Below are 12590 nucleotides of genomic sequence, written 5' to 3'. Positions count from 1 at the left end.
TCATGCGGCGACAGTAACACCATGGCCCTTCACGGGTTCTCCCTGGCGATAATAGACGCCGAAGCGGTTCCGCAAAAATGCGTCGAGAGCAATCTCCTCCTGGCGAACGAAGCCGGAGGCCGGAATATTGCCGTCAGCAAGCAGATCGAGTACCGCGCAGATGCTGGAAGCGGTCGTAATCTGGATCGCGCTCGTGGTGCGGCCGCCAATCTGCGTGCTGTAGATCTTGTTCGCATAGGTCTCCTGGATCAAGCGGCCGCTTCTGCGCCCGGAAACCGTGACGAACACGATCACGACGTCCTGTAGTGTCGTCGGCAGGGCGTGTTCGAGTATGTCCTTCAGTACTTCACGGCGGTGCCGTAGCCCCAAGTCCTGCAAAAGCGCCTTCATGATGGCGGCGTGACCAGGATAGCGGATGGTTCGATAGTTGAGCGTATTGACCTTGTCCTTCAGCGTTTCGCATAGCGTCCCCAATCCGCCGGAGGTGTTGAAGGCCTCGTAGGTGACGCCGTCGAGCGAGAATTCTTCCCGCTCCTCCAGTGCCGGCACTTCAATGAGCTCGCCGTTGACGACGGCCTCGCAGGGCTGGATGTACTCGTTGATGACCCCGTCCGTGCTCCAGGTGAGGTTGTAGTTCAAGGCATTGCTCGGGAACTGCGGGAGTGCGCCAACGCGTAACCGCACGCTGTCGAGGCTGTCGAACTTGCGCGCAAGGTCGCTTGCCACGATGGAGATGAAACCGGGCGCCAGACCGCATTGTGGAATAAATGCGGTCTTGGCTGTCTTGGCGATCTGTTTCACCTGCCGCGTGGATTCTACATCCTCGGTGAGGTCAAGATAGTGGACCCCAGCTTTGGCAGCGGCAGTGGCGATGGAGACTGTAAGCTGGAAAGGCGCCGCGCTGAGCACAGCAAATTTGCCGGTCAACTGAGCCGACAGGGCCGCTTCGTCGGTGATATCGAGGATTGCCGTTGAAAGGGCGGAACCACTTTCAATGTCGGCCAGTTGTTCGGCACTGCGGTCCACGACCGTCACATGATAGTGCCCTGTATCTGCGAGCAACCGAGCGATCGTGGATCCGATCTTTCCTGATCCGATGACGACGACGTCTTTCATTGTTTTCCTCCTGCGACGCGACCTAGCTGAGACGGCGTCATGTCTCCCAGATCGTGCGGTTGATTTGCAGCGTTAAATTTCATAAAATTCCTGTTCATATTGGGCACATCGTAGCAGGCAATTTAACAAAATGCAGATTTCGGCAAAAGATCGCCAACTTTTGATGCTGCTTGCCGAAGACGCGCGCATGCCCATCGCGGTGCTTGCTCGCAGGTTGGACCTATCGCGAACGACCGTTCAGACGCGCTTGGACCGCCTTGAGCAGGAAGGAGTCATCGCCGGATATGGCGTGCGGCTATCAGACACCTACGAGCACGGCCTGGTTCGAGCTCATGTCATGCTCGTCCTCAAGACCAAGGCGCTCGGCGCAGTCATTCGTGCGCTGCGTGCCCTTCCGGAAGTCATGTCCGTCCATTCGGTCAGCGGGGCCTTCGACCTGATCGCCGACGTTGCCGCGTCATCGATCAGCGAGCTTGACAAGACGATCGACGTGATCGGCGACGTCGAGGGTGTCGAGAAAACCCAGTCGTCGATCATCCTTTCGACGCGCTTCCAGCGATAGGCACCGGACTGGTGCCGTGCGGCGGCGCCGGCGATCCAGCCATCAGCTGCCGAGAGCTGTTGAAATGAGCTGGATGAACGTACTAGATACGAAGCATGAGTTCCGCTCACAGAAGGTGCTAAGCTTTGCATTCGGTGGGTCACCACAATCTCCCCTCCTATGCCTTGTTGCGCAGCTTTGAATGCGCTGCGCGTCACGAGAGCTTTACACAGGCGGCCGAGGAGCTTCATCTGACGCAAAGCGCAGTCAGCCGACAAGTCAAAGAGCTTGAAGACATGATGGGCGCGACATTGTTCAGGCGGGTTGGACGACGCGTCGTATTAACCGAGGGTGGCAGGCGGTTTGCGGCGGATCTGGCGATCGATCTCGAGAACCTCAAGCAATCGGTGGTGCGGGCGATTGCAGTCGGCGAGCGAATGTTGACGTTGCGCATCGGCATACTGCCGACATTTGCCAGTCGTTGGCTGATCCCGAGACTAGCCACGTTCCTGAGCGATCATCCCAATATCGAAATCAGGCTGGAGACCCGCACCCTGCCGTTCGATCTCACCCGAGAGCGCTTCGATGTCGCCGTCCATTTCGGAAAGGCCGACTGGCCAGACGCGCGTATGACAAAGCTGTTCGATGAGGAAATGCTGCCGGTAGCATCTCCCAAATTCCGTGACACGCACATGGCCGCCGAGCCGGCTCGTCTCGCGGAGGCTCCGCTGCTGCACCTCATCACCCGCGAGAGCGCCTGGATTGACTGGTTTGCCATGAACAAGATCAGCGACAAGCGGCTGCTGACCGGCCGGCATTTCGATCAGTTTGCCATGATCATCTCGGCTGCCGCAGCCTCCCTTGGCGCCGCGCTTCTACCGAAGTACCTAATCGAAACAGAGCTCGATAGTGGAATTCTGATCCCGCTAAGCGACATGCGCCTGAAGACGCATAACAGCTATTTCGTGGTCAGCGCAGCTGGCGACGTCAACCCACAGGTAAACGCATTTACGCGCTGGCTGATGTCGGCTGCAAAGCGCGCCAACCGGACATCAGCATAGCTCCTCACAATTCGCCTAAGACTGCGCTGCATGCCTATCTCGATGCGACCGAGCATGCCCAGGGACGAACATGACTCGGCAGGCTTCCGAAATGATCTTTGAAGGCTTTCGAAAAATGCGAAGATGAAACATATCCGCAGGCTATGGCCACCTCGATGACCGACATGTCTGTCGTCTCCAGAAGCTGCCGCGCCTTTTTGAGCCTAACCTGAGAGTAATAAGTCATCGGCGTAGTCTTCAGGTGCTTTGTGAATAGACGCTCTATTTGGCGGCGCGATAAACCGACCGAGTGGGCGATTTTCTTGAGTGGCAACGGATCCTCTACATGCCCCTCCATCAGCCTGATCACGCGAATGAGCTTTTCGACGGCACCGGTGTAGCGCACTCCAAGCGGCACCGATTGGCAATGGTTACCTGTACGAAATCTGTCCGCCCTCAGCTGACCACAAACCCGCCGGGCCAGGTCCTCTCCGTGCTGAAGGCGGATCATTTCGGCTGCAAGATCGAACGCTGCGAACTCACCGGCGCAAGTTGTAACGGAAGCATGCTGGACAAAGAGGCAATCTTCGGTGACCAAGTCCGAGAACTTTTCGCCTAAAGCTGCAAGTTTTGACCAATGAATCGTGCATCGCATGCCGCTATGTAGGATTCCTGCGTCAGCCAGCAACCAAGCAGCGGTTCCAATCGCACAGATTGGCAATTTGCGATGACTTTTCGAGCGTAACAGAGCGGAGAGCAGACGTGATTTTTGCTCTTCAATGCGCTCCCCACCGATTATTACAATGGGGGAATCCTCATCGTTGTTTCTGTAGCAATTGATGTCGATGTCGGGCGAAATTGCGATGCCGCTCGAGCTCAACACGGGGGACATATCCGGGCCGACGATTCGCCAGCCAAACAACTTTTCGCCGGCGCTGCAATTCGCTTGATAAAACGGTTCTACGAAAGAAGAAAGGCTAAGCTGCGAGAACCCTGGCAGAACAAGGATGTTGAGCCTGAGCGTGCTCTCACATGATGCCTTTCCTTCCGATGAGACTGCGTCGTAGTCGAGGTCCGGTGCGGGCAAGCCAATATTGGCGGTTTCGACCATTGTCAGGCCCTTCGTTTCCGCCTCCCTGCTGTCAGGTCGCTAAGGTTGCAAGCTCAGAAACCCCGCTTGGCAGCGGCGTGGCGGTCAGCGACCTTGACCTTCCAGCCGCACGTTGCCTCCACATGCCGCGCCCCAGAGGCGAAGTTACAAATGAGGCTTCATCTTGCGCAGAGCGATGAGAACCACAGCCGCCATGTCATCAATATCGTGCTCAAACATTGCCGTTGACAGGAAACCAGTACCCGTTTCGACCATGAGCAGGCCGCCGTCGAAAAGATGCCCGACGAATGCCGAAAGAAGCGCAGCTTTCTCCACCGACAAGTAGGCCTGCCGGTAGTTGGCAGGCGCATCCGCGGATAGATGGATTCGAAACATCGATCCTTGGCCGGTTACACAGGCAGGCACGCCGGCAGTCTTGATAGCCTCGCCGATCGAGTGGCGCGCGCGGTCGCCAAGTGCATTGAGCCTGTCAACAGCCTCCCGGTCGTACAACTTCATAGCCGTATGGCCGGCGATCATCGTGATTGGGTTTGCCGAGAAAGTACCAGAAAGCGGGAAAGGCGCCGGCCCATTTAGGGGGTTCAAGACCTCCATCACGTCTGCGCTACCGGCAATGGCCCCGACGGGAAAGCCGCCCCCTATCATCTTGCCTAAGGCCGTGATGTCCGGTTGGACATCATACCATTGCTGCGCCCCTCCAAATTTGGACCGGAACGTGATCACTTCGTCGAAGATCAGAAGCGCCCCGTTGTGCTCGGTCCAGCGTCTCAGCGCTTGAATGAAATCTTCGGCCGCTTGTACTACGCCTATGCGATGAGGAAGCAGGTCGACCAGCACGCACGCCAATTGGTCGCGATGTCCGTCGAGGATTTCGAGCGCCCGTTGCACATCGTTGAATGGGATCACAACGACATCGTCGAGTAAGCGCTGAGGCGTCCCGCGCGACACAGCAACGCTGGACGGGCGCTCCGGCTGTCCCCAATTGTCCGGCTTGGCCGTCTGGCTTGCCTCGGCATAGTCGTAGAGGCCGTGATATGCCCCTTCGACCTTGGCGATCTTAGGCCGCCCGGTGAATGCCCGCGCGGCTTTCAGGCTCGCCATGACCGCTTCCGTTCCCGAATTGACGAAGCGGATTCTCTCAAAGGCAGGATTGCGGCTGCGAATATACTCGGCATAATCGATCTCGGCTTCGGTACCGAGGGTAAAAGCGGTTCCTTTCGCCAACTGCTTGCTGACAGCAGCAACGACCGCCGGATGTGCATGCCCGTGAATTAGCGAAGCAATATTATTCGCAAAGTCGGTGCGACGGACGCCCTCCACGTCATAGACGTGGCACCCTTGCCCCCGCTCGGCGTAGATCGGATGCGGCTTGCGTAAAATCGTATTTCGACTACATCCGCCAGGCAAAACGGATTTGGCGCGCTCAAACAGCGCTGCGCTTTTCGATATATCCGTATGCAAATTCGCGTCCACGCGCATCTCCCGATAGCAGTTAGCGCTCCAGATGGCTGAGCTTGCCCTCTATTCCATCCCACGCCGCTGCGTCGGGGAGTGGTTCCTTGGTATCAGTTATGTTGGGCCACAATCGCGAAAGTTCTTCGTTCAGCTCCAAAAAGTGCTTCATATCTGAGGGCAGGTCCGTATCCCGGTAGATCGCCTTTGCCGGACACACCGGCGTACAGGCATCGCAATCAATGCATTCGTCGGGGTGAATAACGAGAAAGTTCGGCCCCTCGTAAAAGCAATCGACTGGGCACGCATCGACGCAGTCGGTAAATTTGCACTTGATGCAGTTCTCGGTGACAACAAAGGTCACGTCTGGCCCCATGCGTTTGGAAATACCGGATATCTTGTCGGCGCAGCTACTCCGCCGCCTGCAGGAATGCAGGGTTGATTCCATACATGGAATAGAGGCCAGCCTCGTCGAAGATGACGCGATCATCATAGCCGTTGAACCAGATTGCCTCCGGGTTTCGGCCGACGATGGTCACTTTGCACCGGTCGCGTGCATCAGCAGCCGAACGCAACAGCTTGAAGATCACGACGCCTTTTTCACCACCAGGGACGCCGGGTACGGGCTCGTTGGTGACGGCCGCCACTTCGGTCTTGCCTTTGTAGTGAGTGATCGAAAGCCGCGCATGGGCCTCGACGCCCGACAGGCCCTTTTGCGACTCGTTCAGGATCTGCCATGCGCGCTCGATTGGCACATTGAATGCCTTGTGCCCGACTATGTCGCGACCGCAGAAGAAGTAGTGATTGTTGATGCCATTTCGAAGCATCTCGCGTTGCATGATCCGCAGCGCTTCGGCGTCGTCGTTAATATCGCGAATGATCGGCGACTGATTATGGATGGTGATCCATTCGCGCCGGGCGAGTTCCTTGACTGCAATCCGCGTTTCGGCAATCCATTGCAGCCCACCGCCATGATTGTCGAGATAGCCGCCATCTGGTGTCTTGCGCAGAAACTCGTCTGGATGGTTGAAGTGCACCATCATCCGCAGGCTGACCTCCGGATAGGCCTCATGAAAGGAATCGAGCATCGCGAAGAAAGTCTGGTCGAACCGCTGCGGATGAAAAGCCAGCTCCTTGGTCCCGATGCGGAGATTCTCGACGCCGGCTTCGGCGAGCCCGGCCAGCCAGGCAGCAATGTTCTTATTGCCCAGAACCATAGGGTCGCCGCCCGACATCAGAATCTCGCGGAGCTTTTCGCGGCCGGTTTCTGGATGCCAACCGCCGTTCGCCGTAACGGCCCTGTTGTGCTCCCGAATGTATTCGACGATCTCGCTGAGCTGGGCCAAGCCTTTAGGCGCTACCGTCCCATCCTCGCGGGCGATCTCTTTGCGGCCGATCAGTTCCTCGCGATAACAGAAGCGACAGTGGGCGGAGCATGTCGACGCCACATAGAGCAGACCAAGCTCGTACTTATGGATCAGCCCTTCGCGCGGGCTGTAGGTCATTTGCTTGCCCGGATCTTCGGCGCCGTCGAGATCGTAGGTTTCTTTCGGGCTGGCTTTTACCAGCGTCTGCATGGGCCGGCTGTATTGCGCCTGTTCGTAGTAGTGCCGCGTGATCTTGATCGGCATACGCGCTTCCAGATCCTTTGCGGTGCCCTTCAGTTCTAGAATCCGGTCCAGTTCTTCCTGCGAATAGAACCCCTGCATGTCCTGGGACACGTCACCGGTGGCGAACTTAGCGATGCCGGTGATGATCTGCCGGTCGTATTTACCATTGACTACTTTCTCCAGAAACGACCGCTCACGCTGCGTCGGCATGTATTTTTCGATGATACTCACGGCGCACACCTCCCAGGCTGCAAGTTGAGGCCGGCACAGACAGCGGCCGTGTCTGTTCGAACCAAAGCATTGATTTCTTGACGTGAATTCTCGACTGATCCAGCCCAGCTTACAAACGCATATTCGTCACCAATTAGTGACTCAGGCGCATGAGGGGGTGCTTAGATCGCTATGAGCCAACCAATACTCGGCACCACGGATTGGCGGTGCATGAGAAGGAAAGATGGCCGAGCTGCTTGATCGGGGTCGGCAGGAACATGCCTAGCTGCGGCGGAGGCAGGACCACTACGACGAGAGGGTCGGCGCGCCGCAGCTTGCTGTCGGGCCTTTTGGGATTATGGTGGACACCCTCGTCAGCAACTGTAATCCCGGAATGCCGCAAGCGGGAACGACGGCTAGCGCGGTATCGAGCAGTCCTTGCTCAGTTTTTTGGGGCTTCATCTCGCGCCCCCATCTCCAAGACGGAATACATCTCGACGTGGCCAGGCCAACGAACCCACTTTTCTTGAGGTGGCTCACGCATTATCGCTTCGAGTAGCTATTCTCGACCGCCAGCGACCAACTATGTCAATTTTAAGCCTGACAAGCAAATTATCGTAGAAATGAGTATTCGGTCGAAGCCCTAAAGCGGCAACAGAACTCCCTTTCCGGTCGCGCGGGCACGCTGATAGACAAGGGCGCCGATTGCGGCGTCAACAATTCCGGCACCGCTGAATATGATTGCGGCCCGGCCGTGCGAGGAATATTGCACGCGGCCAAGACTGACATCCCCAAGATCGCCGGCAAGACGTTTTGGTTCAAAATTGATGCCCCCCTCACCTTGAGGGCCGCTCAACGCTAGATCGTCGGTGATAACAGTGTCGATGCAGGACAGCGATGCGCGATCCCAACTGTTGCCGCGATCGACCATGGATGCGAATGCGCCCGGTGACATCCAGTCACCTCCCAGCTGATGGGTCGGTTGTGCAGTATGCGGCACGCTTGTGATGATGATCTCCGAGTGTTCCACGACGGGCCGAGGGGTGTCGCACAGCTCGGCCCTCAGTCCGACTTCCGTAGCATGAGTACAGAATTTTTCCGCAGTCTCCTTGCGCCGACTGTAAGCATGGATGCGGACAAGCGGAAACAGCTGCCGAAACAGTTCCAGATGTGCATAGGCTTGCGCGCCGCATGCGACGAAACCAATGCTTGCACTTTGAGCGTTTGCGAGATGGCGCGCTGCGAAAGCGGAAATCGCGGCTGTGCGCACCTCTGAGATCCACGTTCCGTCGATCACGGCGAGGGGCATGCCCTTTGTCGCCTCACTCACGATGAGCAGCGGGTGATAGTCGGGTATGCCCAATTTCGCGTTGGCCGGGAAATACCCAAACCATTTGATCGCGCAGTTGGGCGGGCTCCCAATCACCCCACCTTTCGCAACGAAACGCGCGCCGGCCGACATGGGAATCGACAGGGTGGAAGTGCTCCTAGCGTGCCCCTCCGCTTTGGCAGAAAAGCACGCAGCAACTTCGTTTACCAGTTCGAGGGCCTCAATGCCCAGAGCGCTTACGTCTGCGCGGGATAGATAAAGAAGGTGGCCGTCTGGTTGTGCTGGCATGTCCGCTCCAGGAGCCGCCCCATCTTCTCAGCAATCACTCGCTGCTACCGCCCGGGAACAAATAGAAAACCCTAGCTGCCAAGGATCGCCATTTCCCAGATTGATAGATATTGGCAGCGGGCTTTCTTCGGAAACGCCGATGTTCCCCGGTTCAATTCAACACAATGCAATTTTCCGTATCCCAGGAGAGGGTGACCGGGGTTCCGCCGACAAGTTGGGCCTGCCCCCGGTTTTGCTGCTTGACCGTGACGGTTTCATTTTCGCAGCGAACCGCATAACGCGTCATTTCACCCAGAAACAGTGCATGCTCGACCACCCCATTGAGGACATTCTCGGCGTGAGCGATCACCCCGCGCGGGCTGATATCAACATGCTCGGGCCGCACAAACAGCCAACCCGCATCACCTCGCAATTGCCCAGATAAGCGAGCGACGCCCGTAGCCTTGCCAATGGTCACTTTGCCCGAGCCATTTTCGATACGATCGACACGGCACGAGAGAAGGTTGGATTCGCCGACAAACGACGCGACGAAGCGGTCTTGCGGACTGTAGTAGAGGCTCCTGCTGTCTGCGACCTGAACGAGCCTGCCTTCATTGATGACAGCAACCCGGTCCGACATGGTGAGCGCTTCGTCCTGATCGTGGGTAACGAAGACGACTGTCATATTCAGCTCTTTTTGGATGCGCATGATCTCGATTTTCATGTGTTCGCGCAAATTGCGGTCGAGAGCACCGAGAGGTTCGTCCATGAGCAGGATGCTCGGATTGAAGACGACTGCGCGTGCGAGGGCAATGCGCTGCTGCTGTCCACCGGAAAGCTGATTGGGGTAGCGGTTGCGATACTCGACCATCTTGACCAATTTCAAAGCCCGCAAGACCTTTTCCTCCGTCTCGGCACGCCCAACCTTGCGGACCGTTAGGGGAAAAGCGACGTTGTCAGCCACTGTCATGTGCGGAAAGAGCGCATAGTTCTGGAACACCATGCCAATGCCACGCTCGTAAGGGGGCACGTCCACGATGGAGCGCTGACCGAGCAACATGTCGCCGCCACTCGGCGATTCGAAGCCGGCGATCATTTTCAGCGCGGTGGTCTTGCCCGAACCGGATGGACCAAGAAAGGTCAGGAATTCTCCCGGTTCAACATAGAGGTCGAAGTCGCGCACAACGTGGAGCGCCCCATACCATTTTTGGATTTTCTTCATCTCAAGGCTGGTGGACATCATTGCCTCCGATCGTTCATTTTCTGGCATTGATCGAGATACGCTTCTCATGCCGGACCCTGATCCACTGCGCGATCAGAATTGTCACGGTGACGAGCAGGACGATGAACGTCGAGGCCGTGCTGAGGAGCGGATTGATTTGGTACTTGATATCGCCCCAGAACTTGATCGGTAGTGTCGGGGTTTGCCGTCCAATAAGGAAGATGCCGACAAGAAGCTCGTCGAACGAGGTCAAGAAGGCCAGAAGGGCCGCGGTGACCAGCGCCGGCTTAAGGATCGGCAATGTTACCAGGCGAAGCACCTGCGTGGGGTGCGCCCCGTGGACTGCGGCGGCCCTCTCGAGCGACTGGTCGAAACCACGCAACGCGGCGGCCATGACTACGATGACATAGGGTACCGACAGAAGAACATGCCCAATGACCAACCCAATGAAACTGCCTAGCAGGTGGATGCGCGCTTCGAAGACGTAGAGCGACGTCGCTACGATAACCACCGGCACCATGAGAGGTGACAAAGAGAACAGGAAAAGTGCCCTCTTGATGGGCAGCGTCGTGCGAACTAGCCAAAATCCGCCCATCGTGCCGATGATTGTTGCGAAGAAGGCAGAAGTGAGCCCAAGCCTAAGCGAAAAGAGGAAGGATTCCTGCCAGTCGGTGGCGTTCGCCAACTTCTCCCACCATTGCAGCGAAAAGCCTGGGGGAGGAAAGACGACGAATGGGGATGAACTGAACGAAAGGACAACAATGACAATCAGAGGCGCCGTGAGAAACACTAGGACAACGGCTGTGTAAGCCCAAAGCCAGCGCGCATGGCCGGTGATGAGGGGTTTGGTCACCGCATGGATTAGCGTTTCGACGGCGATAAGTGGGCGCAAGACCGATGTACGTCCTTCCAACGCGCGGAACCTCTTGCCACGCCGGTGGTTGGCCAGATCGACGGCCGAGGAAGACCATATCATTTCGAGGGGGATGAACAGGCTTGCGAAGAATAGAATGGCAATCGTCACCAGAAGGAGAATGATGGAGGAAGCATAGCTTAGTTCGAAGTTCAGCAACGTGGTCATCTGCGTGACAACCAACTGCGATATCATTGTGTCGCTAGGCCCAACAAGAAGGGCTGGTGTGATGTAGAACCCGATCGCGATGATGAAGATCAGGATCCCTGCAGCGAATACGCCTGGAAGAGACATTGGGAAGTAGACTCGTAGGAATGCTTGGACCGGTTTCGCGCCGAGAATTTGCGCTGCGCGCGCGAAGTCGTGATCGATGCGAACCATCGACGAATACATCGTGAAGATCGCCATGGGGATGAACACATGTATCATTCCTATGACTACTGCGAAGGTAGTATTAAGAAGCGCCAGAGGCTCGCTGATGATGCCGAATTGGATAAGCGTGTTGTTGATAATCCCCTCTCGACCGAGGATTATTATCCAGGCGTAGGTTCTGATAAGAAAGGCGGTGAACAGCGGGATGAGAATAAATACGGTCACTATCGACAACGCGCGCGGCCTGATTTTCGTCAGCAGATAAGCAACCGGGTAACCTGCGGCCAGTGACACGACGGTCACGCTCAGCCCGGTCTTCAGCGTATACAACAGGATCCTAAGGTTGGTTTCGTCGGAAAATATGCGCGCGTAGTGCGCAAAATTCAGTTTGCTACCTTCGACGCTGCCCCACACTATGATGCTGAGCGGAATGACGAGGAACCCGACCAAAAGCATAACGAGGGGAGAGGCAACGATGCTGCTGCGAATCCAGCGCTTTGCAAAGAGGATATTCATATGATTTCGCTCCTTCTTCGCGGGTGATGCGGGAGACCCAGTGCCTTCTCCTGTTATCAACATCACAGTCATACAAATGTCACTCCTAATTTGGTCATATTTCCTACGCGCCCTCCGGGCTTTTTTTGAACGGCGGTGGTCAGTAAAGAGACCCCTTTCGAGTTGTCCGACAAAGTTCAAATTTCGATTACGCTATGAAGTGCCAGTGTCACGGTACGGTCAATTTTTTGTGGTGAGACGCTTGGCAACAATCTCGTTGCGAGAAGCGGGCCGCTCCTTTGGCGCATAAAGTCGCACACGCGAGCTGGGTCGCATCGATTATGCCCAAGGTGCGCCGCGACTTCCTCGAACAGGCCTGTTGCCCAACCGCATCGACTTGGCGGTTAACGGCCTGCTGAGGGTCCTTCTGAGTACTAAGATGTCGGCGTCGTGGCATGTCGCCGTCCGCCAACCCAATGATGCCTGGAGGTGTCGATTGCCCCTGCGGGCAGATGCTTTCCCCGCAGCGGCATCTCCGATTACTGCGAGAGCAGCGCTACGCAACGTTGCAGTGCAACGTCGTAGTTTGTGCGGCCGTCGGCCCCCGTCTTGTTCCACCAATCATAATCCTGAAAAACTTGCTTCTTAGCGAGTTCTGGCGCTCCCGGAAGGATATCGAGCAATTCCTTCGGAACGAGTTTGAACGCGTCATTGTTCACCGGCCCATAGGAAATCGCTTCGGCAAAAGTGGCCTGAGGTTCGGGGCGGGAGATGTACGCCAGGAACTTGGCCGCATTTTCCTTGTTAGGCGATCCCTTCACGATTACCCAGTAGTCGTATTGCAGCAGGGATTGCTCCCAGGACAGCGCAAGCGGCGCCCCTTTCGCCTTTGCGGCAAAAATCCGGCCATT

General features: G+C 56.7%; 11 protein-coding genes. 2 read left to right on the top strand and 9 right to left on the bottom strand.

What is annotated here, in order from left to right; translation table 11 throughout:
* Positions 1 to 1116 (bottom strand): saccharopine dehydrogenase family protein, encoded by a 1116-nt coding sequence (locus EOA33_RS09505; RefSeq protein WP_127405498.1) that lies wholly within the window; start codon positions 1114 to 1116, stop codon positions 1 to 3.
* Between the two features lie 130 nt (positions 1117 to 1246).
* Here EOA33_RS09505 and EOA33_RS09500 point away from each other — a divergent pair, with 130 nt between their 5' ends.
* Both EOA33_RS09500 and EOA33_RS09495 read left to right on the top strand, forming a co-directional pair.
* Complete coding sequence (locus tag EOA33_RS09500; RefSeq protein WP_127405497.1) at positions 1247 to 1678, top strand: Lrp/AsnC family transcriptional regulator; 432 nt, start codon at positions 1247 to 1249, stop codon at positions 1676 to 1678.
* A 134-nt stretch (positions 1679 to 1812) separates the two neighbouring features.
* Positions 1813 to 2718 carry a LysR substrate-binding domain-containing protein gene (locus tag EOA33_RS09495; RefSeq protein WP_245482279.1) on the top strand — a complete coding sequence of 302 codons (906 nt, stop codon included), beginning with the start codon at positions 1813 to 1815 and terminating at the stop codon, positions 2716 to 2718.
* 34 nt (positions 2719 to 2752) lie between these two features.
* Here EOA33_RS09495 and EOA33_RS09490 read toward each other — a convergent pair whose 3' ends face one another.
* From EOA33_RS09490 to EOA33_RS09455, 8 genes are all read right to left on the bottom strand, one after another.
* Positions 2753 to 3808 carry a GlxA family transcriptional regulator gene (locus EOA33_RS09490; RefSeq protein WP_127405495.1) on the bottom strand — a complete coding sequence of 352 codons (1056 nt, stop codon included), beginning with the start codon at positions 3806 to 3808 and terminating at the stop codon, positions 2753 to 2755.
* A gap of 144 nt (positions 3809 to 3952) precedes the next feature.
* Positions 3953 to 5281 carry an aspartate aminotransferase family protein gene (locus EOA33_RS09485; protein ID WP_210212563.1) on the bottom strand — a complete coding sequence of 443 codons (1329 nt, stop codon included), beginning with the start codon at positions 5279 to 5281 and terminating at the stop codon, positions 3953 to 3955.
* 19 nt (positions 5282 to 5300) lie between these two features.
* Positions 5301 to 5624 carry a ferredoxin FdxA gene (gene fdxA, locus EOA33_RS09480; protein ID WP_127405493.1) on the bottom strand — a complete coding sequence of 108 codons (324 nt, stop codon included), beginning with the start codon at positions 5622 to 5624 and terminating at the stop codon, positions 5301 to 5303.
* Positions 5625 to 5670: 46 nt separating this feature from the next.
* Positions 5671 to 7101 carry a hypothetical protein gene (locus EOA33_RS09475; RefSeq protein ID WP_127405492.1) on the bottom strand — a complete coding sequence of 477 codons (1431 nt, stop codon included), beginning with the start codon at positions 7099 to 7101 and terminating at the stop codon, positions 5671 to 5673.
* A gap of 622 nt (positions 7102 to 7723) precedes the next feature.
* Positions 7724 to 8698, bottom strand: a complete 975-nt coding sequence (locus tag EOA33_RS09470; RefSeq protein WP_127405491.1) for an ornithine cyclodeaminase family protein — start codon at positions 8696 to 8698, stop codon at positions 7724 to 7726.
* 151 nt (positions 8699 to 8849) lie between these two features.
* A complete protein-coding gene (locus EOA33_RS09465; protein WP_127405490.1) occupies positions 8850 to 9917 on the bottom strand; it encodes an ABC transporter ATP-binding protein in 1068 nt (355 codons plus the stop codon).
* 16 nt (positions 9918 to 9933) lie between these two features.
* On the bottom strand, positions 9934 to 11700 hold the full coding sequence (locus tag EOA33_RS09460; RefSeq protein ID WP_127405489.1) for an ABC transporter permease subunit: 1767 nt from the start codon (positions 11698 to 11700) through the stop codon (positions 9934 to 9936).
* A 518-nt stretch (positions 11701 to 12218) separates the two neighbouring features.
* Positions 12219 to 12590: extracellular solute-binding protein (locus EOA33_RS09455; RefSeq protein ID WP_127405488.1), on the bottom strand; the 372-nt coding region annotated here is incomplete at its 5' end.

It is taken from the genome of Mesorhizobium sp. M4A.F.Ca.ET.050.02.1.1 (genome assembly GCF_003997725.1).
Classification (GTDB): Bacteria; Pseudomonadota; Alphaproteobacteria; order Rhizobiales; family Rhizobiaceae; genus Mesorhizobium.
This window is presented reverse-complemented; position numbering and strand designations above follow the sequence as displayed.